Raw genomic sequence first — 19,437 nt, forward strand, 5'->3', positions numbered from 1 at the left:
GCAAAGAAGAGAAGGCGCCTAGACAGCTTTCTCTTCTTTTTTAAAATAGTGGAGGATCAATCATGTGGAAAAAAGGAATGGCAAGCGCTGTTTTACTTGTGTTGATTGGTTTACTTGTGTGGAATTTACTTGAACCAAAAGAGCCCGCAATCGGTCTTGAAAAAGGGGATCAAGCCCCTGATTTTGAACTTAAAACCCTAGATGGTCAAACGGCTTCTTTATCTGATTACCAAGGGAAGAAGGTGCTCGTCAATTTTTGGGCGACATGGTGTAAGCCATGCAGGACAGAAATGCCGGATCTAGACGCAATTAGAAGCGAATATGATCAGGTCGAAGTACTTGCAGTGAATTTGACGACCACTGAAAAAAGTGAAGATCATGTTGCAGCATTTGCAGATGAATTAAAGCTGAGCTTTCCTATTTTATTGGACCAAAAAGGCATTCAAGCACGATATCAGGTGCTTTCATACCCCACGACATACATATTAGATGAAAAAGGACGTATCATGTCTGTGAAGCATCAAATGCTGACAAAAAAAGAAATTGAGCAAGAGCTGGATCTATAATGATTCAGCTTTTTTGCTTATTTTCTAAATGTTTTGGCGAAAATGAAATACAAACACTGGAGGTGAGTACAATGAGAAGAAGAAAACGCCGTACATTTGAAGAGCTTGTACTTGAAAATAAAAAAGAATTATTAAGCAATGAGGAATTTTTAAACCAGCTTGAAGAAAAGTTGGAAGAGCGTTTTAGACAGAAATAAGTTATGAATTGTCCTTTTTCGTTCATCCTAAAGAAGAGGGAGGGATGAATGATGGGTAGAGAGCATGATAAACAAGCGCAGTTTACACCAGACCATTTAGGGACAAAACCTGTAGCATACAAACGCAATAAAGGTAAAAAGATGCATAATAAATCAAATGAACAGCCTGATGTGATCCAGACGAAGGGCGAATAAGGAGGGTATTAAGATGAATGAAAAGTCATATCAATCCAATCCAGATGATCGTTCTGATAATGTTGAAAAGCTGCAAGATATGATCGAAAACACCCTTGATCATATCGATGAATCTGAAGCAGCGATGGCCCTTTCGACAGATCAAGAAAAACAGATGATCAAGCAAAAAAATGAAAATCGAAAAATGAGCATTGATGCCATGCGTTCTGAGATCAAGGACGAAGAAGCAGCAAGAAAAAATGGCTATACTGAATAAACCAGGGATTCCTGGTTTATTTTATTGCCTCCTTTTAGAAGAACCATTTCGATTGTGGTAAAATGGCAGAGACCTTAGGTTTTGATAGGAGAGCGATGAAAACGTGTATGTATCTAAAAAAGAAATAGAAGTCCGTTATGCAGAAACAGACCAAATGGGCATCGTGTATCATGCGAATTATTTAATCTGGATGGAAGTCGGCAGAACAGCCCTGATTAAAGAATTAGGATTTTCCTATGCGCAGCTAGAAGCAGACGGCGCTCTTGCACCCGTTATAGATTTGCAGGTGAAATATAAAAAACCACTCCTGTATGGTGAAACAGCGACCGTGCATACTTGGATTGAAGAATACAATGGACTCAAAACGGTGTATGGCTACGAAATTCAAAAGCCTGATGGGCAAACAGCGATTACAGGGACAACCTCTCATATTTGCGTAGATAAAGACACCTTTAGACCTATTCAATTTAGAAAAGCATTTCCTGCCTGGCACAAAGTATATGAACAGTCGAAGAAGCAGGTTTAATTCATGGCGTTTGGTATTAAAAGAAGCGATTTAAATGCGTGGAAATCAGCTGTTCAGCAAGGAGAAATGGCCTTTTTAACCCATTATTGGCTTGATGACCGTTTCCCGCATGCTAATACAGTCACTAAAGCAGCCTGTCAGGATATGAAGCAGTTAATTGAGTGGGGAGAAAAACATGGACTCAAAAAAGAATGGATTCACGACCGCGCAGGGTTTCCTCACTTTGACTTGATCGGTGAACCGCAAAAAAGAATCCTGCAAAAGGAGCGGTCTTTAGGAAACATTCAGGAGTATGGGTTATATATTGAAGGATAAAACAAAAAAGATACCCGAGGGATGAGGTATCTTTTTTGTTTATTCATAATGGAATTCTGGTTCTTTTACAGACTCGTTATAATCAATATGCAGATCATGGTTGTCAAAATACCAAATATCACTTTCTTCTACAAAGAAAGTAATACCTTCTATTTCAGCGGTTGCGCCGGCATTTTGAGGTTCATCTTTTGCGACGCCGAGAGAAAAGCCTTTTTGTACATTACTGCACCCGCCATATCTCACAAAAAAGCGAACTTGATCACCTTTTTCTAAATCTAATTCATCCTTGTACCAATTGAGTGCATCTTCTTTAATCGTTAATTTCAATGTGATCGCCCCTTTTTTGAAGTCATGCTGTTTTTTAAAATGCAGGATGCAAAAAAACAGCTTTTCTTTACTTTTACCACAGAATGAAACTTATGAAACGGCTAGAGCCATTTGATTTTCGGTTCAGTTTTGTTGAGGATTCGTTTGAGGTTGGCGATGTGTCTGTAGATCACAAAACCAGCAAGAACGGCAACAACAATGATTAAGAATACGTCTTTGGTGAATATGCTGTAAATGAATGTATAGATGCCGGTCAGCATAGATGATAATGAAACATATTTACTAATGTATAAAAATAAGAAAAAAGCAGCGATCATCGTGATAAATAAGAATGGGGCATAAAATAATAACACGCCGCCAGATGTAGCGACTGCTTTTCCCCCTTTAAATTTTGCAAAGATCGGAAAGCTGTGACCGATAACAGCAGCAACCCCCGCTAATAAGGGATGAATGTCCAGTTGCATGAAAAACGGTAAAGCAGAAGCGAGAGTCCCCTTTAAAATATCAGCAGAAATAACAATAGACCCTGCTTTTACGCCAAGTGTACGAAATGCATTCGTTGCACCTAGGTTTCCGCTACCATGTTCACGGATATCAATCCCCTTTGCAGCTTTCCCGACAATGAGACCGGATGGAATACTGCCGAGAAGATAAGCCAAAATAAACATCAAAGCAATTAACATCTGCATAACTCCTTTATATTCTCCCTCTTGTCTTACATTTTAACATGATCTTATGAAAAACATGGGGATCTTTTTTTGAAAAAATCAAATGCAGATGGATTCAGCTTTGTTTTTAAGCAGAAGTTCGCTAAAATAGAGGAAAAGGGGTGTTTGGATGAATCATCCTTCGAAACAAGAAATTGGCCGTATTTTAAAGAGCAGTAAACGAATTGCTGTTGTTGGATTATCAGATCAGCCGCACCGAACGTCTTATATGGTGTCTAAAGCAATGCAGGATGCCGGTTATGAGATCATTCCGGTGAATCCAACGATCGATGAAGCACTTGGTGTGAAAGCAGTCGCTTCACTAAAAGAGATCAAAGAGCCTGTTGATATCGTCAATGTGTTTAGACGTTCAGAGTTTTTACCCGAGGTGGCAGAAGAATTTCTTGAAATAGACGCACCTGTTTTTTGGGCGCAGCAAGGCATTTATCACGAAGAAGCGAAAAGGCTGATTGAGGAAAATGGCAAGGTTGCCATCATGGATTTATGTATCAAGGTGGCTCATGCAATGACAAAAACTCATTAAATCGTCAAAAATCCTTGGTTTTCAAGGATTTTTGCTTTTTTGTTGCAGAAATATATTTGCGATTCTAGAAGAAAGCGATAAAATAAGGCGACAGGGACATATCGGTGATCTTGCATATCAAGAAAAAGAGCGATAAGATAAAGATAGAACATTTGTTCTGTTTTGTGAAAATCATCATATGATTGCATTTGGCTTATCAAACAGTCTTGTTTATAATGGACTTCTAGTTCTCATTGCAGAATGTAGAACATTCTCATAGCCGTGCAATGGAGCATGTTTTTTTGAACCACACATGCATGGTGATGATGCGGCTTATTAAAGTGGACAGTAATGAGCAGCATGATCATCATTAAAATCTAAAGAGATCATTTGATGGTTTGCCGGTTATGTTTGTTAGTGAAAGGGGATTAAGCATTTGGTTAAAAAGCAGCAAGTAGATTATAACGATGATTCTATTCAGGTGCTAGAGGGACTTGAAGCGGTCCGTAAACGTCCAGGGATGTATATTGGGTCAACGGATTCACGCGGTCTTCATCACCTTGTCTATGAGATTGTAGACAACTCTGTCGATGAAGTACTCGCTGGCCATGGAGATCATATCGTTGTCAAAATACATAAAGATAACAGCATTTCCGTCCAGGATAAAGGACGCGGGATGCCTACTGGTATGCATAAGCTTGGAAAACCGACACCTGAGATCATTTTAACGGTCCTTCACGCAGGCGGAAAATTTGGTCAAGGCGGATATAAAACAAGTGGTGGGCTTCACGGAGTTGGGGCATCTGTTGTAAACGCGCTGTCAGAGTGGCTCACTGTCACAATTGAACGTGATGGATATATATATCATCAGCGGTTTGAAAACGGCGGAAAACCTGTGACGTCACTTGAAAAAGTCGGAAAAACGAAAAAAACGGGAACACTGATTCATTTTAAACCAGATCGATCGATGTTCAGCGTTACAACCTATAATTTTGATACGTTATCAGAACGTTTAAGAGAATCTGCCTTTTTATTAAAAGGATTAAAAATAGAGCTGATTGATGAACGACATGATGTACAAGAAACCTTTTATTATGAGACGGGCATTGAAGCCTTCGTTGCTTATTTAAATGAAGAAAAAGATGTTCTGAGTGAAGTGGTCTCATTTGAAGGAGAGCATCAATCCATCGAAGTAGACTTTGCTTTTCAATTCAATGACGGCTACTCGGAAAATATTCTTTCTTTCGTCAATAACGTGAGAACAAAAGATGGCGGTACGCATGAGTCTGGTGCCAAAACGGCGATGACGAGAGCCTTTAATGAATATGCGCGCAAAGTAGCTCTTTTAAAAGAAAAAGACAAAAATTTAGAAGGCACTGATATTCGCGAAGGGCTGTCTGCTATTATTTCTGTCAGAATTCCTGAAGAACTGCTTCAATTTGAAGGCCAGACAAAAGGAAAGCTTGGGACAAGTGAGGCTCGCTCCGCTGTTGATGCTGTTATTTCTGAAAAGCTGGCTTATTTCCTTGAAGAAAACCGGGAAACAGCCACTCTTCTTGTGAGAAAAGCGATTAAAGCGCAGCAGGCAAGAGAAGCTGCTAGAAGAGCACGTGAAGAAGCAAGGAGCGGCAAGAAACGGAAAAAGTCCGAAGCAACACTGAGCGGAAAATTAACACCTGCTCAATCTAGAAACCCGGCAAGAAACGAATTGTACCTAGTGGAGGGCGACTCAGCGGGCGGGTCAGCAAAACAAGGACGTGACCGTAAATTCCAAGCGGTGCTGCCGCTTCGTGGAAAGGTCATTAACACAGAAAAAGCGAAACTTGCTGATATTTTTAAAAATGAAGAAATCAACACCATTATTCATGCGATCGGTGGAGGCGTCGGTGTCGATTTTAATGTAGAAGACATCAATTATGACAAAATCGTGATCATGACAGATGCTGACACAGATGGAGCCCATATTCAAGTGCTTCTGCTAACGTTCTTCTACCGCTATATGAAACCGCTGATTGAGCATGGCAAAGTGTTTATTGCACTACCGCCTTTATATAAAGTCAGCAAAGGCTCAGGGAAAAAAGAAGTGATTGAGTACGCATGGTCTGATGAAGAAATGGATGACGTACTGAAGAAAGTTGGAAAAGGGTACACGATTCAACGCTATAAAGGTTTAGGTGAAATGAACGCCGACCAGCTATGGGAAACGACAATGAATCCAGAATCGAGAACACTTGTCAGAGTCAAAATCGACGATGCTGCACGAGTTGAACGCCGCGTCACGACATTAATGGGTGACAAAGTAGAGCCACGTCGTAAATGGATTGAGAAGAATGTCGCCTTTGGACTTGATGAGGAAAGTAACATTCTTGAAAATGAAAACTTGTCGCTAGCTGAGGAGGTTTAAACATGGCACAACAAGAACGATTTCATGATTTACCATTAGAAGAAGTAATCGGAGACCGGTTTGGTCGCTATAGTAAATATATTATCCAAGATCGTGCGCTTCCAGATGCGCGAGATGGACTAAAGCCTGTACAACGAAGAATCTTATATGCGATGTACGCAGAAGGAAACACGCAAGATAAAAACTTCCGTAAAGCAGCGAAAACAGTCGGTAACGTGATTGGTAACTATCATCCGCACGGTGACTCATCTGTTTATGAAGCGATGGTGAGAATGAGTCAGAATTGGAAAGTACGGAATGTGCTCATTGAGATGCATGGAAATAACGGGAGTATTGATGGTGATCCGCCTGCTGCTATGCGTTATACGGAAGCAAGGCTATCTGCGATTGCATCAGAGCTATTAAAGGACTTAGACAAGGAAACCGTCGAATTTGTCGCAAACTTTGATGATACAAGCAAGGAGCCCGTTGTTTTACCAGCGATGTTCCCAAACCTTCTCGTGAATGGGTCAACAGGTATTTCTGCTGGTTATGCTACTGATATCCCGCCGCATCATCTAGGAGAAGTGATTGATGGTGTCATTAAACGAATCGAACAGCCGCATTGTACGGTGGAGGACTTGATGACGGTCATCAAAGGTCCAGATTTCCCAACAGGCGGTATCATTCAAGGGGTAGACGGCATTAAGAAGGCCTATGAAACAGGCAAAGGAAAGATCATGATTCGCGGAAAAGCGGAGATCGAAACCATCCGCGGCGGGCGCCAGCAAATCGTGATCACAGAAATTCCTTATGAAGTAAATAAAGCCAACCTTGTCAAAAAGATGGACGAGTTCCGAATTGAAAGAAAAGTGGAAGGAATTTCAGAGGTTCGAGATGAGACTGACCGGACTGGGCTTCGAATCGTAGTAGAGCTGAAAAAAGAAGCAGATGCAAATGGTGTTTTGAATTTCTTATATAAAAACTCAGATCTGCAAATTCCATATAACTTTAATATGGTGGCGATACATAATCGTAGACCAACCTTAATGACGCTGACAACTATACTTGATGCATATATTGCCCATCAAAAAGAAGTGGTGACGAATCGCTCAGCATATGAGCTTCGAAAAGCGAAGGAACGCCACCATATTGTAGATGGATTAATTAAGGCGCTATCCATCTTAGATGAAGTCATTGCCACAATCCGCTCCTCTAATGATAAGCGAGATGCGAAAAACAACTTGATGGAGAAATATGACTTTACAGAAGCACAATCAGAAGCGATTGTTTCCCTCCAGTTATATCGTTTAACGAATACGGATATTACGCAATTAAGAGACGAAGCGAGTGAGCTTGATGTGCGTATAGCAGAACTTGAAGACATTTTAGGTAATGAGAAAAAGCTGCTTAAGGTCATTACAAACAGTTTGAAAAAGCTCAAAAAGACATATGCTGATGAGAGACGATCTGTCATTGAGGAAAAAATCGAAGAAATTAAGATTAACCTAGAAGTGATGATTGCCTCAGAGGATGTTTACGTCACGGTGACGAAGGATGGATACATCAAACGGACAAGCCAGCGCTCCTATGCTGCTTCTAACGGTAAGGACTTTGGTATGAAGGATACAGACCGCCTGATTCATCAGTTTGAAATGAATACAACGGATGTCCTCCTACTATTCACGAATAAAGGGAGCTACATTTATTGTCCTGTGCATCAGCTGCCAGACATACGCTGGAAAGACATGGGGCAGCATATTACGAATATCATTTCGATTGATCGCGATGAATCCATCCAAAAAGCCATTCCAATTAAAGAATTTGATGAAACATCGTATCTGCTGTTCTTTACAAAGGGCGGAATGGTGAAGAAAACAGAGCTTCTTCAATATAAAGCGCAGCGCTATTCAAAACCACTTGTCGCCTTAAACCTAAAAGGGGACGATGAACTCGTGGATGTCCATGTGACAACAGGACAGCAGGAATTGTTTATTGCGACGAAAAATGGTTATGGATTGTGGTTTGATGAAGAAGAAGTAAGTGTTGTTGGTCCGAGAGCGGCTGGTGTTAAAGGCATCAATTTGAAGGATGGGGACGAAGTAGTCTCTGGTCAGATCATTGATCCGAAAAACGATGTCCTCGTGCTGACGACGCAAAGAGGGGCTGTGAAGCGAATGAACCTCTCTGAATTTGATAAAACATCTAGAGCCAAACGCGGAGTTCTAATGCTTAGAGAATTAAAGAAAAACCCGCATCGTATTGTGTCTGTCATCGCTGCATCACTGCACGATACACTTGAGATTGATACAGAGAAGGGTGCAACGATTCCGCTTGATATCTCTACTCTGAGAGCGAATGACCGCTATAGCAATGGATCATTTATTGTAGATGAGGAGGAGCAGGGAGAAGTAACGCATGTCCTTGTTACACCTCAAACTGCACCAGATGACAATAAATAAGCAAACGAAAACCCCCTGCGATGAGCAGGGGGTTCTTTTATATACAGGTCTTAGCTCTCGTGGTTGCCAAACATGCTTGTAATGGCGTGCACTACTTCAATTCCTTGGTAGACGAAAAGAGAAAGTGAAGTGACAGAGAATAAACCTAGAATGAATACTCTTAAGAAAAATAACATCGTGTAAAACCTCCCAATTTTGTTTTGATTTAGATGGTTGGGTTAAACACGAGATAGTCGGAAATAAGAAGATTGATAGAACACTGCAAGTAAATGCTTCTTTTTCCGGTCATATTGATCAGTATGAGTGATGCGTGCAAATCCAGCTGTCATACTGCCAATCATCAGCAGTACTGTAAATGCGGCAAATACTGCGCTCACATGTTTTTGTTTCTTTTCATCGCCCATTGTCTGAGCGATTTTCATCTCATGTGATTCTTGATCGGCAACCACCTTTGCATGATGGTATACCTGAACGGAATGAGGCATTGAGAACAAATGAAAACTTGCGAGTGCTATGAATAAGACAGCTAATTTTAGCAGCATATTTTTTTTCATTTATCTCACCCCTTCCTGTTTATTTTCATGATCTTACCACGTTTTCTGTTATTTGAAAAGTCTTATTTTTTTACTTTCCCTCTTTAAAAAAGCGATAAACATCAGGACATTTATAGGACTGTTTCACTTCATGAAAGGTTTCAATTTTATTTTTTTAATTTAAAAAAAGTGCCATGATCGAGGATCAGACACTTTTAGTGAACTTGTGATGTATGCGGTTTTGCGACAGCTTTTGTAAAGATTCCCGCAATACATATGGCGAATAAAACAAAAATAAAGGCATGAAGCAGTCCTACTTGATTGGCAAGCAGCCCTAATATAGGCGGACCAGAAAGAGAGGCGGTGTAACCTGATAAGGTCACAATGCTGACGCGTTTCACGGCGTACCGGCTATCATCACCAGCTGCAGAAATAGTTAACGGGAAGCCTAAAGAAGCCCCAAGTCCCCATAAAAAGATCGATATCATACATACCACAAGTGAAATCTTTAAAATGACCAAAAATAGTCCAGCAGCAGCTGATACAATCGCAACTCTTAGCAATAACACCCTGCCGAAACGGTCAATCAAACGTCCGCTGATTAATCTGCCGCTAATCATCCCGCATAAAAATAATGCATAGATGACTGTACTCATGGAATGAGAAACCTGGTAGCCATCCACCATTGCAAGTGGAATCCAATCATTAGCAGACCCTTCGACAAACGCAAGACATAAGGCGATCATGGCAAGAAAGACCGTTCGTTTATTTAGCCACGGCGTTTGAGTATCATCTATTGTATCTGACTGCGACTGCTTCTCATGCAGATCCATTCCAGTCCCGTGCGGAATAAACCGAGTACAAATGAAGATGCTGAGAAAGAAAAGAAGGGCAATGACAAGTAAGTGATTCAACACAGAGACCCCTAGATGGATAAAAAGAATGCCAGCTCCTGCTCCAATTAAAGTACCAATGCTAAAGGAAGCGTGCAATATAGGCAAAATGGTTTTCTTGATTCTGTATTCAATTTCCGTCCCTTCTAGGTTCATCGCCACATTGCACATTCCTGAACCTGCTCCAAAAAGAAATAGTCCGGCCGTGACGACAAAGATAGAAGAGAGGGTTGAACCAATAGCAAGAGTGGTGAATCCAAGAAACATCAAAAAAGCACTAATCACAATCGCCACTCGTCCGCCTTTTTTTCGAACAAATACATTTGAAAGAACAAGCCCAACAATTGAACCAACGGATAAGCCGAGTAAAATGAGTCCCATCGTTCCTGTATTGGCTTGTAATAAATCTCTCACTTCTGGTGTCCGAGAAAACCATGTAGATATGGAAATACCAGACATCGTGAAAATGATGATGATTGCTTTATACCACTTTAATTCCATGTAATCCCTCACATTTAAAGATGTATCTGTTACTGAACAAATCTACTCGATTATAAATGAGACGGGCCAATTCGTAAATAACCTGAGGCAGGAACAGGGGCAATTTTAGGCAAAAGAAATCATACTTTCCCAATTCTTCTGAGGAGAAGGTAAAATAAACATAAAGGGGATGTATCAGGATAAATAGAAGGAGAGAGGACTAAAGACTAAAATATGAAAAGTGAAAAGGAAAAAATGATCCAAATAGAACATTATGTATCTAGCGGCCAAACCTTGATCGCAGATCGAGAAAGAGCAAGACAATTGCCTTTGCATACCAGCAAACCAATCAGCCAGAAAAATGAACATCCATTTTAAAGGAATTATTAGACGTTTGCGGAAATGATGTCGTTTTCGAAAGAAAGCTTCAGTGCGATTACGGATACAATATCGAGGTTGGCGAGCATTTTTTGCGAATTCTGATGCGGTGTTATTAGACGTATGCAAAATTACCATTGGACATCATTTTGAGCCAATAGAACGTGCAAAAGGCATTGAGTTCGGTAAAACAGTCTCCATTGGAAACCACGTATGGATTGGCGTTGGCGCTATTATTAATCCAGGTGTCACGATTGGCGACAATTAATGCGGAAATCATTAAATATCTGGATGAATCAAAATTTGGCGAATATCGTAGGATGTAGATTTTCTCTTTTTCGTCTCAATAAGATAAGTATACTTAGATTTGAGACAAAAGAATAGTATTCGTCGTGTAACTTCCTAGAATATATATTATGTAAACTAATAAATAAAGATATAGGCTGAACCCCCAACTGGTAGCCCCTTCACATTAATTCCGTAATCAATTGAATGGTTATGTCTTATCTATTAATTAATGCAAAAAAAGAGAGCCTTTAACTTGGCCCTCTTCATTATTAGATTTTCAATTGAATTCGCCTTAAAGTCAGCACCTATTCTCCAGTCTCAGCAAACTGTTTCAATCGATCTCCAATTTCATCTCTTACCCTTTGGAAAAATGCCCACTTCTCTTCTTCTGTTCCTTCTGCTTTTGCTGGATCATCAAAGCCCCAATGGACACGTTGGACATGAGGAGGAGTCATCGGGCATTTATCAGCTGCGTCACCGCATAGTGTTACGACTAAGTCAGCGTGATGCAATATCTTCTGATCAATCAGGTCAGACGTTTGATTAGATATATCAATCCCTAACTCTTTCATTGCTTTTACAGCATTCGGATTTAATCCATGAGCTTCAATACCAGCGCTATAGACCTTCCACTCATCTCCAAGATGTTTTTTAGCCCAACCTTCAGCCATTTGACTGCGGCAAGAATTACCGGTACATAAAAAGTATATTGTTTTCTTTGACATGTTGATCGTCTCCTTTAATGTATAATCATTAGCCAGAAATACAACGCTAAAAGTGTGATGAATAGTGTTGGTACAGTTAAAATGACCCCTATTTTGAAATATGTGCCCCAGGAAATCTTCACCCCTTTTTGAGAAAGGACGTGGAGCCACAGCAGTGTTGCTAAGGAGCCAATGGGCGTAATTTTTGGTCCTAAATCAGAACCAATGACATTTGCGTATATTAACGCTTCTCTCATCATTCCTTGTGTATCGGTGCCGGATATGGCTAATGCATTGATCATGACCGTCGGCATATTATTCATGACAGATGAAAGAATTGCTGCGATAAATCCCATACCAAGAGTCCCTGCCAATAAACCTTGATCTGCTACAGCTTGAATCACGCTTGAAAGAGCATCAGTAAGCCCTGCATTTCGCATGCCGTAGACAACAACGTACATACCTATGGAAAAGAAAACGATCGCCCATGGTGCTTCTTTTAGTACGCTTTTTGTTTGAACAGCAGGGCTTTTTTGTGCAAGGATCAAGAATAAAATGGCAATCACACCCGCTATGAACGATACAGGTATAGATAAAAATTCGCTTGTAAAATAACCAATCAACAAAAAAGCTAATATATACCATGATAATCTAAACATCTTTGGATCTTTTATTGCTTCATTAGGTTGCTTTAACTCAGTCATATCATAGCGTTTAGGTATACTCTTTCTAAAGAAAAGGTACAGCACAGTGATACTCGCAAGCAATGAAAAAAGGTTTGGAACAACCATTCTGGCTGCATATTCAATAAATGTAATGTTAAAATAGTCGGCTGTTACAATGTTCACTAAATTACTTACGACAAGAGGAAGCGAAGTTGTATCTGCAATAAACCCACTCGCGATAATAAAAGGAAATACAATTTTTTCATTGAAGTGTAATGCTCTGACCATGGCTAAAACAATGGGTGTCAAAATAAGTGCTGCCCCATCGTTTGCAAATAAAGCAGCGACGATTGCACCAAGGATGGTCACATACACAAACATACGTAGCCCACTGCCTTTTGCAGCCTTTGCCATATGCAATGCTGCCCATTCAAAAAAGCCGATTCGATCAAGGATGAGTGAAATGATGATAATGGCGACAAAAGCTAAAGTCGCATTCCAAACGATGCCTGTCACGGTGACCACATCGTCAACACTCACAACACCTACGATTAATGCTAAAATAGCCCCTCCACATGCGGACCACCCTATGGATAAATTTTTTGGCTGCCAAATAACCAATACCAAAGTGAACAGAAATATAAGTAACGATAAAACGGCAAAACTCAAACTCATCCCTCCTTATGAACAAGAAATGTTTGTTGCGTTATGTTGTATGTTTTTTAAAAGGTCGTCTTCTTTATCAATTTGATTTAAGATGATACGAATCGTCTCAAATTCTGGAGACAGTGTATTGATTGAATAATAACGCCACTGCCCTTTTCTGTTCTCCTGAACAAATCCAGCTTTTTTTAATTTTCGTAAATGCTGACTAATAGCTGGCTGACTCATTTCGAACATATCTACCAGTTCACAAACACAATATTCTTTCTCCAAAAACAATTTCATCATGATCAGTCTTGTTTGATCACTGAGTGTTTTTAAACAATTCGACATATGTGTCACACCAATTGAAACATCTGTAGTCACAATGATTCCCCCCTCTTTTCAAAACTGGTGACGGTCCTGTTATCAACTCCTCCAATAGTATATAACTGAAAACTTATATAATCAATTGATTATATGAATTCAAACAAAAATTGATTCGTGTGAAAATGATTGATTTAAATAGCCCAGTTCTCCATATTGGCAAAAAAGGTGATGATAACCAATAAATGCTGAAGGGATTATGACAGAAAATGAAAAAAGAGTGGCTGATGGAATATTTTAAGGCATTCCTGATATTTTAAATCGCGATCTGACTCGGTATCAGCATTAAACAGTTGCAGCAGTTGGCAGTGGGCATTCTGCTGTTAACACTTAGCTCGAGCTGCCAAAGCTAAAAGAGACATCAAAAAGCACAGAAATGATATGGATTTTAAGAAAGCAGGATATTAGTGAGGTATTAAGAGGAGAAAACAATGATCAATTGCCTGCAAGAGGTCAATTAGATGGAAAGGACCCTTCTTTGTGTCCTTTGATCAGAAGGTGAAAGAGGGTCCATTAATAAAGATACAGTTATTGTTTCAACTAATTAAAGGACCTTGTTTTTGTCTTGGTACAAATTAGATAGGTCATAAAGGTTTTTGGGGTAATTCCATTATTTGAATCTCCATCCCCCATGAAGTTGTGATATAGAAAAATCCAAGAGGGCTCAGCTCTCTAACTTTAACATCAGACTGTTCTGCAAAATATTTCAAAGCCTCTTCTATATTGGTCACTGTAATAGCTAGATGAGCTACACCGATATCACTGGGTTTTAGGTGAACATTCTGTTGATCTGGCGCCGACCATTGAACCAGTTCGATCTTTCTACCGCCGTATTGCAAAAATGCCGCCCCTTCTACAACTGAATGATCGTGAACCCCAAAGTATCTCTTTAAACTATCGTCTTCAAACTGCATCCGTCCTGGCCGGAACAAGACTTCAAAACCCAAAATATTAGTGAAGAATTCAACTGCTACTTCGATATCGGGTACTACAAATCCTGAATGTTCGATTGTGCCTTGGAAAATTGTATTTTTCATATCGCTAAACCCCTTTGATTTTTTTGAAGCATTACTACAAGATTTAGAACAACAATACCTGAGCCTTGAAATACTATAATATTCTTTTGTGATTTCTGAATCTTTTTTGAATATCCATTAAAATTTACATGTTCCATCTGAACAATCATTATCGAGCGACGACTCTGATTTATGCGCTTCAACCTTAGAGTTCGCATACTCTTCTTTCCAAACCTGTTGTAATGTTTCTAAAAATACTTCACTAGGCTGTGCTCCTGAGATGACATATTTATCATTCACTACGTAAAAGGGCACGCCCTGAATCCCAATTTTTGATCCCTCGGCTCTATCAGCTGCAATATTCTCGCTATATTTATCATTCGCTAAAACATCCAAGGCTTCGTTGCCATCAAGACCTATCTCACTTGTAAGTTGAGCAAGTGTTGCATGGTCACCGATATCTAGTGAATCCGTGAGATGAGCTTTCATCATGCGCTCCATAAACTCCTGTATCTTCCCTTTCTCTTTTGCATAATAAGAAAGACGAAGTGCATCATATGAATTCGTAGGAATCAATGTATCAAATTGATAATCTAACCCAACCTCTTTTGCTTTCTGTTTCAATTGATTGTTTCTTGCTTTTGCTTTTTCATATGGAATACCATGCTTGGAAGATGCTACTTGATGGATATCCATTCCTGTATTTTTTTTGCATATGGATCTAATTGAAAATGACGAAATAAGACTTCGACCTCTTCTTTATGTTCAAACTGTTCTAACCCTATTTCAAATTGACGTTTGCCAATATAACAAAACGGACAAACAAAATCAGACCAAATTTCTACTTTCATCATATGTTCCCCCTTTATGATTTTGATGAATGTATGAGGGGGATTATGTTAATAAGCATCTTTTTAACTAATCCCACCAAAGCTCTTTTTTAAAAAGTTCGTGCTGCCGCTTTTGCCTTTTCAATTGCTGCAGCAACAACTTCTTCTTTCTTAGTTGGATCATAGTCAATACCTTCAACAAAAATCGTTGGTTCCACTTCAATTCCAACAAACTTTAGCGCACCTCTTACGTAAGAATCGGAATGTTCCCTTCCAATTGCCTGTGAATAAAATCCTCCCATTCCATGAATATGGATTGCTTTTTTCCCTTTCATCAATCCTTCTGGACCTTCTGATGTATATTTAAACGTTTTTCCAGCACTCATGATTGTATCAAAATAGGCTTTTAATAAGGGTTGGATTCCTAAATTCCACATTGAAGACTGAATGATGTATTTATCTGCTTCCATAAATTTCTTTGTGAATGCATTCACTGCTTCTATTTTTTGTGCTTCAACATCTGTTAGCACTTCCCCACTTCTTAACTTCTTTTGTCCAGTTAAAAAATCAGCATCGATTAATGGCACATTTGCATAATAGACATCTACCTCAATTATTTCATCCGTTGGATTTACTTCCTGATATTCATTGATAAATGCTCTAGCAACTTGCGTACTTCTTGATTGTTTCTCACTTTGAGGTGTGCCTTTAACAAATAATACTTTTGACATGATCATTTCCCCTTTATGATTTTGATGAATGTTTTTTATTCCTAAACATTTTTTGAATACTTATAAAAAGAATTCACACGCAATATTTTCGGTATGACTCTAAATGATCCCTACAATTTTTGCTGAATCAACAACCTCACACAAAAAGCTGATTTAATTATTATAGACAATGGGCATTTTTCCGATTAATTGGCTTTGCCTAGCGGCGTCATACATGAGTTTAGCGACATTTTCCCTAGATACGGACATTTTAGCTGGCTGATCGCCGAATGAATAACCGTAAGATTGCCCGTTGTATTTGATATTAGGATTAATGATTCGAACGACTGTCCAATCTAGGTTTGATTGTTTAATCAGTTCTCCTATCTTCTTCATTTCGGCATAACCATTTGGCATGAGAAGTTTAGGCAATATTCTCGGCAATATCGTCGATAAGCTTTTCTTATCGTCCTCAGATTGCAAGGCTGGCGTTGCGAGTGTAATCAATCTTTTTTTGGTGAACTTCTTCATCGCTTTGACAATCCGTTTATGTCCGTCGGCGATCGGTGTATCTTTTCGTTTTCGCGACAAATCAATGCCGGGGCCTAAGGTGCTTAACACGACATCAGCTTCTGAAACTGCCGTTTCAATAGCTGAAGTGTTCGTTAGTTCACCCGTTACAATGCGTAAATTCGAATGCTTTCGCTTGATTTTCTCAGGGTTTCTAACATATACCGTGACGAAATCTCCATTTTCTAATGCAAATTGTGTTAAAAGTTGACCGATTGCACCAGTTGCCCCAAAAATAGTGATGTTCATGGTCTTCTATCTCCTTTTGTTATTCTGAATGATCACAATTATTTCCTTGATCAAAACTCTTTCGTAATAACATGTGTTATTTAAGCAACGCGCGTTGTATAATTGATGATAAGATGAAAAAGAATAATAAACAACAACCAAAATAGCCGATATGTTGTTTACGCAACACTTCTATATGTATTGTCGTTTTTAGACACGATGATGAACCCTAAAAGGAGAAGAAAAAATGATTATGCCAAAAAAAGATCCGAGAATACTTCGTACAAGACAATTGATTGTAGACTCTTTTCTTTCGTTAGCTAGTGAAAAAGATTTCAACCATATAACGGTACGTGATATCACAGAAAAGGCTACTATTAACCGCGCTACATTTTATGCGCACTTTGACGATAAATTTGATTTATTACATTCTACAATCACCAATACATTTACAGACAAATTGAAAAAAAGACTAAATGATCACGATGGATTCAATGAAAAAGTCATTGCAAATGTTTTTCTAGCCATGTGTGATCACCATAAAGAGTTAAGCGAGCTATGTCCCAAAGGTTATAATTCTTTAGGAACTATTATAGAAAGTAAAATTAAAGAGGAGTTACAGAAACTAATAGCTGATCTTGTGCTAAAAGGAACTGAAAATACCATTGAATTAGAGGATAAACAATTGGTAACAACCCTATCTACTATGCTAAGTTGGGGGATATACGGAGCTGCATACACATGGAATAAGGATGGGAGACCTATTTCACCAGAAGAGCTAGTGACTAAGACCCTGCCTATCTTTAGAAATGGTATGAGTAAGTATTTTCTTTAATGAAACTGATGTTATTATCAATTATTTTAGCCATTTTTAAGTAGCCTATTATTAAATTACGCAAAAAATCGATATTAGCATAAAACAGCTTTTGTAATTGGCAGTGGGCATTCTGCTTGAGCTGGCAGAGCTAAAAAAGACATCAAAAAACACAGAAATGATATGGATTTAAATAGTGGGGTATTTGGAGGAGAAAGCAATGATCAATTGCCTGCAAGAGGTCAATTAGGTTTACTTTAAATAGTGGGATTCTTATACGGCTATTGTTTATCAGGTCATACAATGGATCTACATTTACCTTCTTGTACAAGTCTATCCTTTTGTTTGTCTAAATCTCACTCTTTCAAATTTCAAAACTTCTACGACCTTCTCAATAAATTAAATCGGTCGTAGAAGTTGGGCCTTATTTGTTGTACTGTAAATCAAATATTCTGGGATATTTCTTTTAAAAATTGCTTTCTCTTTTCATCTGTTGTTAAGTTCACTCTAGAAAAATGAATCCATTTCGTGGATTCATTTTTCATTCCCAAATCAGCTAGAGTTCTATTAATAAAAACGCTTTGAATGGCATTTCCAGCTTCCGATTCAATATAATCCTTATCTGTTGTAGATGTTGAGATCACGGTTGTTTTTTTTATATTTGTCAATAAACCTTTCAAAGAACCAGTGTGTTGATCTTCCGTAAATGCGAAACCCCTTAACATCACTTTATCAATAAATCCTTTTAAAATAGCAGGTAAATCCCACCACCAGACAGGAAATATAAAAATCAATTCAGTTGACTGATTTAATTTCTCTTGATAATCCTTTACTAATTGATAAGGCGTTTCTCCTTTATGAAAATACTTCAATTCTTCAGCTGTAAAAACAGGATTAAACTCATCTTTATATAAATCGATTACTTGAAATGGTTCTTTCTTTGTTTCTAGATTTTCTGTTATGGAAGTCAAAATGGCATGATTATAACTTCCATCCCAAGGATGTGCATAGACAATCGTTTTCATTATTCATTCACCCTTTTTCTGAGTTTTGCATCATATTTTGATGTACATTCATTTTATTGTATGCTATAACATACTACAAGTACGGTAATCAAAGTGCGATACTAACCCAAAGGAGAGTGTGAAATGAATGAGGAGTCCTTCCAGACGAAAGCTGAGCTAAAAGATACTGGTTTTGGGTATACTTTGTCATTAATTGGCGGGAAATATAAAATGCCGGTTCTGTATGCTTTATATACTAACGGTGCTCCTGTTCGCTATAATCAGCTGAAACGTATGCTCGGAACAATTTCGTTTAAAACATTAACCAACACACTAAAAGAACTTGAAGCGGATCACTTAATTCATCGTAAAGAATATCCTCAAGTGCCTCCAAAAGTAGAATATAGTTTATCTGAAAAGGGATTATCACTGATGCCTGTATTAGATGAGATATGTTATTGGGGAGAGGAACAAATGAAAAATAATTAGGTAGACTGGAAAGAAAGCTACTACGGTTTAAACATGCTTTCTAAAGTAGCTTTCTTCTCATCTTATATCAATCCGATTGGCTCATTTTGTTGATGTGCTAACTCCATTCCTTCTGCCAGATAGAGAGCGTTCTTCTTATCTATATCATCATCAGGCCAATTGTGAATCAGTTGACGCAATCTAACTGCAACGGTCTTACAAACATCTGGCATTAAGTAACTGTCAGAATCCGAAAGATTCAGCAAAGGAATGATGTCATCTGTAAAGTTCTCAAATGGTATGTCCCCGCCAAAACCCTCCATATCATCTAAATCATACCGATACATGCTGCTAACTTGCATCTAAAATC

General features: G+C 38.7%; 25 protein-coding genes and 1 pseudogene. 12 read left to right on the top strand and 14 right to left on the bottom strand.

The features are described from left to right. The first annotated feature begins 62 nt into the window (after positions 1-62). The 6 genes from MHI16_RS08975 (at position 63) to MHI16_RS09000 (ending at position 2,055) form a co-directional block, all read left to right on the top strand. The gene (locus tag MHI16_RS08975) at positions 63-566 is read left to right on the top strand and encodes a TlpA disulfide reductase family protein (protein WP_058015659.1); all 504 of its coding nucleotides are present in this window, start codon (positions 63-65) and stop codon (positions 564-566) included. A 71-nt stretch (positions 567-637) separates the two neighbouring features. After that, complete coding sequence (locus MHI16_RS08980; protein WP_003211002.1) at positions 638-763, top strand: FbpB family small basic protein; 126 nt, start codon at positions 638-640, stop codon at positions 761-763. A gap of 51 nt (positions 764-814) precedes the next feature. Then, complete coding sequence (locus MHI16_RS08985) at positions 815-958, top strand: acid-soluble spore protein N (protein ID WP_008357830.1); 144 nt, start codon at positions 815-817, stop codon at positions 956-958. Positions 959-971: 13 nt separating this feature from the next. Continuing rightward, positions 972-1,214 (top strand): small acid-soluble spore protein Tlp, encoded by a 243-nt coding sequence (gene tlp, locus MHI16_RS08990; RefSeq protein WP_058015658.1) that lies wholly within the window; start codon positions 972-974, stop codon positions 1,212-1,214. A 103-nt stretch (positions 1,215-1,317) separates the two neighbouring features. Continuing rightward, entirely contained in the window at positions 1,318-1,740 is a 423-nt protein-coding gene (locus MHI16_RS08995) for a thioesterase family protein (RefSeq protein ID WP_003211985.1), read from the top strand. Between the two features lie 3 nt (positions 1,741-1,743). Further along, positions 1,744-2,055: a hypothetical protein gene (locus MHI16_RS09000; protein WP_058015657.1), complete on the top strand. Its 312-nt coding sequence runs from the start codon at positions 1,744-1,746 to the stop codon at positions 2,053-2,055. A 39-nt stretch (positions 2,056-2,094) separates the two neighbouring features. Here the strand turns inward: MHI16_RS09000 and MHI16_RS09005 are convergent, their stop codons facing one another. After that, entirely contained in the window at positions 2,095-2,382 is a 288-nt protein-coding gene (locus MHI16_RS09005; RefSeq protein WP_003210876.1) for a HesB/YadR/YfhF family protein, read from the bottom strand. A gap of 101 nt (positions 2,383-2,483) precedes the next feature. Further along, positions 2,484-3,065, bottom strand: coding sequence for a glycerol-3-phosphate 1-O-acyltransferase PlsY (plsY, locus tag MHI16_RS09010; RefSeq protein WP_058015656.1), 582 nt, complete (start codon positions 3,063-3,065; stop codon positions 2,484-2,486). A 154-nt stretch (positions 3,066-3,219) separates the two neighbouring features. On the opposite strand from plsY, the gene MHI16_RS09015 reads away from it, so the two are divergent. From MHI16_RS09015 to parC, 3 genes are all read left to right on the top strand, one after another. Then, a complete protein-coding gene (locus tag MHI16_RS09015) occupies positions 3,220-3,633 on the top strand; it encodes a CoA-binding protein (RefSeq protein ID WP_012010115.1) in 414 nt (137 codons plus the stop codon). 415 nt (positions 3,634-4,048) lie between these two features. After that, a complete protein-coding gene (gene parE, locus MHI16_RS09020) occupies positions 4,049-6,016 on the top strand; it encodes a DNA topoisomerase IV subunit B (protein ID WP_012010116.1) in 1,968 nt (655 codons plus the stop codon). A 2-nt stretch (positions 6,017-6,018) separates the two neighbouring features. Next, positions 6,019-8,457, top strand: coding sequence for a DNA topoisomerase IV subunit A (gene parC / locus MHI16_RS09025; protein WP_058015654.1), 2,439 nt, complete (start codon positions 6,019-6,021; stop codon positions 8,455-8,457). 50 nt (positions 8,458-8,507) lie between these two features. Here parC and MHI16_RS09030 read toward each other — a convergent pair whose 3' ends face one another. From MHI16_RS09030 to MHI16_RS09040, 3 genes are all read right to left on the bottom strand, one after another. Then, positions 8,508-8,633: a hypothetical protein gene (locus tag MHI16_RS09030; protein WP_008343787.1), complete on the bottom strand. Its 126-nt coding sequence runs from the start codon at positions 8,631-8,633 to the stop codon at positions 8,508-8,510. A 42-nt stretch (positions 8,634-8,675) separates the two neighbouring features. Beyond that, a complete protein-coding gene (locus MHI16_RS09035; RefSeq protein ID WP_003210975.1) occupies positions 8,676-9,011 on the bottom strand; it encodes a hypothetical protein in 336 nt (111 codons plus the stop codon). Positions 9,012-9,205: 194 nt separating this feature from the next. Further along, on the bottom strand, positions 9,206-10,384 hold the full coding sequence (locus MHI16_RS09040; RefSeq protein ID WP_144462003.1) for an MFS transporter: 1,179 nt from the start codon (positions 10,382-10,384) through the stop codon (positions 9,206-9,208). Positions 10,385-10,793: 409 nt separating this feature from the next. On the opposite strand from MHI16_RS09040, the gene MHI16_RS09045 reads away from it, so the two are divergent. Then, positions 10,794-11,009: a hypothetical protein gene (locus tag MHI16_RS09045; protein WP_061407969.1), complete on the top strand. Its 216-nt coding sequence runs from the start codon at positions 10,794-10,796 to the stop codon at positions 11,007-11,009. Positions 11,010-11,334: 325 nt separating this feature from the next. Here the strand turns inward: MHI16_RS09045 and arsC are convergent, their stop codons facing one another. The 7 genes and pseudogenes from arsC to MHI16_RS09080 all read right to left on the bottom strand — a co-directional run bounded on the left by arsC (position 11,335) and on the right by MHI16_RS09080 (position 16,802). Beyond that, positions 11,335-11,754, bottom strand: a complete 420-nt coding sequence (arsC, locus tag MHI16_RS09050) for an arsenate reductase (thioredoxin) (protein WP_058015651.1) — start codon at positions 11,752-11,754, stop codon at positions 11,335-11,337. 14 nt (positions 11,755-11,768) lie between these two features. Further along, the gene (locus tag MHI16_RS09055) at positions 11,769-13,067 is read right to left on the bottom strand and encodes an arsenic transporter (RefSeq protein WP_144462001.1); all 1,299 of its coding nucleotides are present in this window, start codon (positions 13,065-13,067) and stop codon (positions 11,769-11,771) included. Between the two features lie 12 nt (positions 13,068-13,079). Further along, positions 13,080-13,394: a metalloregulator ArsR/SmtB family transcription factor gene (locus tag MHI16_RS09060; protein ID WP_058015700.1), complete on the bottom strand. Its 315-nt coding sequence runs from the start codon at positions 13,392-13,394 to the stop codon at positions 13,080-13,082. Between the two features lie 617 nt (positions 13,395-14,011). Further along, positions 14,012-14,464 (bottom strand): glyoxalase/bleomycin resistance/extradiol dioxygenase family protein, encoded by a 453-nt coding sequence (locus MHI16_RS09065; RefSeq protein ID WP_058015649.1) that lies wholly within the window; start codon positions 14,462-14,464, stop codon positions 14,012-14,014. 117 nt (positions 14,465-14,581) lie between these two features. Then, positions 14,582-15,294, bottom strand: a pseudogene (locus tag MHI16_RS09070) (DsbA family oxidoreductase). Positions 15,295-15,383: 89 nt separating this feature from the next. Further along, the gene (locus tag MHI16_RS09075) at positions 15,384-16,004 is read right to left on the bottom strand and encodes an NAD(P)H-dependent oxidoreductase (RefSeq protein WP_342498167.1); all 621 of its coding nucleotides are present in this window, start codon (positions 16,002-16,004) and stop codon (positions 15,384-15,386) included. Between the two features lie 153 nt (positions 16,005-16,157). Beyond that, positions 16,158-16,802 carry an NAD(P)H-binding protein gene (locus MHI16_RS09080; RefSeq protein ID WP_268467614.1) on the bottom strand — a complete coding sequence of 215 codons (645 nt, stop codon included), beginning with the start codon at positions 16,800-16,802 and terminating at the stop codon, positions 16,158-16,160. A gap of 226 nt (positions 16,803-17,028) precedes the next feature. On the opposite strand from MHI16_RS09080, the gene MHI16_RS09085 reads away from it, so the two are divergent. Next, the gene (locus MHI16_RS09085) at positions 17,029-17,616 is read left to right on the top strand and encodes a TetR/AcrR family transcriptional regulator (RefSeq protein WP_235567099.1); all 588 of its coding nucleotides are present in this window, start codon (positions 17,029-17,031) and stop codon (positions 17,614-17,616) included. A gap of 422 nt (positions 17,617-18,038) precedes the next feature. Here the strand turns inward: MHI16_RS09085 and MHI16_RS09090 are convergent, their stop codons facing one another. Continuing rightward, a complete protein-coding gene (locus MHI16_RS09090) occupies positions 18,039-18,620 on the bottom strand; it encodes an NAD(P)H-dependent oxidoreductase (protein ID WP_058015645.1) in 582 nt (193 codons plus the stop codon). A 123-nt stretch (positions 18,621-18,743) separates the two neighbouring features. Between MHI16_RS09090 and MHI16_RS09095 the strand changes: the two genes are divergently transcribed. After that, the gene (locus MHI16_RS09095; protein ID WP_061407980.1) at positions 18,744-19,088 is read left to right on the top strand and encodes a helix-turn-helix domain-containing protein; all 345 of its coding nucleotides are present in this window, start codon (positions 18,744-18,746) and stop codon (positions 19,086-19,088) included. A 62-nt stretch (positions 19,089-19,150) separates the two neighbouring features. On the opposite strand, the gene MHI16_RS09100 is transcribed toward MHI16_RS09095, so the two are convergent. After that, entirely contained in the window at positions 19,151-19,414 is a 264-nt protein-coding gene (locus tag MHI16_RS09100) for a hypothetical protein (protein ID WP_186306824.1), read from the bottom strand. Positions 19,415-19,437: the final 23 nt, after the last annotated feature.

Origin of the sequence: Bacillus sp. FSL K6-0923, assembly GCF_038630825.1 — a bacterium.
Classification (GTDB): Bacteria; Bacillota; Bacilli; order Bacillales; family Bacillaceae; genus Bacillus; species Bacillus pumilus.

What these genes read in the sequence shown, in the direction of transcription:
- MHI16_RS08975 (WP_058015659.1), top strand. Translation starts at nt 63, where the DNA reads ATGTGGAAAAAAGGAATGGCAAGCGCTGTTTTACTTGTGTTGATTGGT.
- MHI16_RS08980 (WP_003211002.1), top strand. Translation starts at nt 638, where the DNA reads ATGAGAAGAAGAAAACGCCGTACATTTGAAGAGCTTGTACTTGAAAAT.
- MHI16_RS08985 (WP_008357830.1), top strand. Translation starts at nt 815, where the DNA reads ATGGGTAGAGAGCATGATAAACAAGCGCAGTTTACACCAGACCATTTA.
- tlp (WP_058015658.1), top strand. Translation starts at nt 972, where the DNA reads ATGAATGAAAAGTCATATCAATCCAATCCAGATGATCGTTCTGATAAT.
- MHI16_RS09000 (WP_058015657.1), top strand. Translation starts at nt 1,744, where the DNA reads ATGGCGTTTGGTATTAAAAGAAGCGATTTAAATGCGTGGAAATCAGCT.
- plsY (WP_058015656.1), bottom strand. Translation starts at nt 3,065, where the DNA reads ATGTTAATTGCTTTGATGTTTATTTTGGCTTATCTTCTCGGCAGTATT.
- MHI16_RS09015 (WP_012010115.1), top strand. Translation starts at nt 3,220, where the DNA reads ATGAATCATCCTTCGAAACAAGAAATTGGCCGTATTTTAAAGAGCAGT.
- parC (WP_058015654.1), top strand. Translation starts at nt 6,019, where the DNA reads ATGGCACAACAAGAACGATTTCATGATTTACCATTAGAAGAAGTAATC.
- MHI16_RS09030 (WP_008343787.1), bottom strand. Translation starts at nt 8,633, where the DNA reads ATGTTATTTTTCTTAAGAGTATTCATTCTAGGTTTATTCTCTGTCACT.
- MHI16_RS09035 (WP_003210975.1), bottom strand. Translation starts at nt 9,011, where the DNA reads ATGAAAAAAAATATGCTGCTAAAATTAGCTGTCTTATTCATAGCACTC.
- MHI16_RS09040 (WP_144462003.1), bottom strand. Translation starts at nt 10,384, where the DNA reads ATGGAATTAAAGTGGTATAAAGCAATCATCATCATTTTCACGATGTCT.
- arsC (WP_058015651.1), bottom strand. Translation starts at nt 11,754, where the DNA reads ATGTCAAAGAAAACAATATACTTTTTATGTACCGGTAATTCTTGCCGC.
- MHI16_RS09060 (WP_058015700.1), bottom strand. Translation starts at nt 13,394, where the DNA reads ATGTCGAATTGTTTAAAAACACTCAGTGATCAAACAAGACTGATCATG.
- MHI16_RS09065 (WP_058015649.1), bottom strand. Translation starts at nt 14,464, where the DNA reads ATGAAAAATACAATTTTCCAAGGCACAATCGAACATTCAGGATTTGTA.
- MHI16_RS09075 (WP_342498167.1), bottom strand. Translation starts at nt 16,004, where the DNA reads ATGTCAAAAGTATTATTTGTTAAAGGCACACCTCAAAGTGAGAAACAA.
- MHI16_RS09080 (WP_268467614.1), bottom strand. Translation starts at nt 16,802, where the DNA reads ATGAACATCACTATTTTTGGGGCAACTGGTGCAATCGGTCAACTTTTA.
- MHI16_RS09085 (WP_235567099.1), top strand. Translation starts at nt 17,029, where the DNA reads ATGATTATGCCAAAAAAAGATCCGAGAATACTTCGTACAAGACAATTG.
- MHI16_RS09090 (WP_058015645.1), bottom strand. Translation starts at nt 18,620, where the DNA reads ATGAAAACGATTGTCTATGCACATCCTTGGGATGGAAGTTATAATCAT.
- MHI16_RS09095 (WP_061407980.1), top strand. Translation starts at nt 18,744, where the DNA reads ATGAATGAGGAGTCCTTCCAGACGAAAGCTGAGCTAAAAGATACTGGT.
- MHI16_RS09100 (WP_186306824.1), bottom strand. Translation starts at nt 19,414, where the DNA reads ATGTATCGGTATGATTTAGATGATATGGAGGGTTTTGGCGGGGACATA.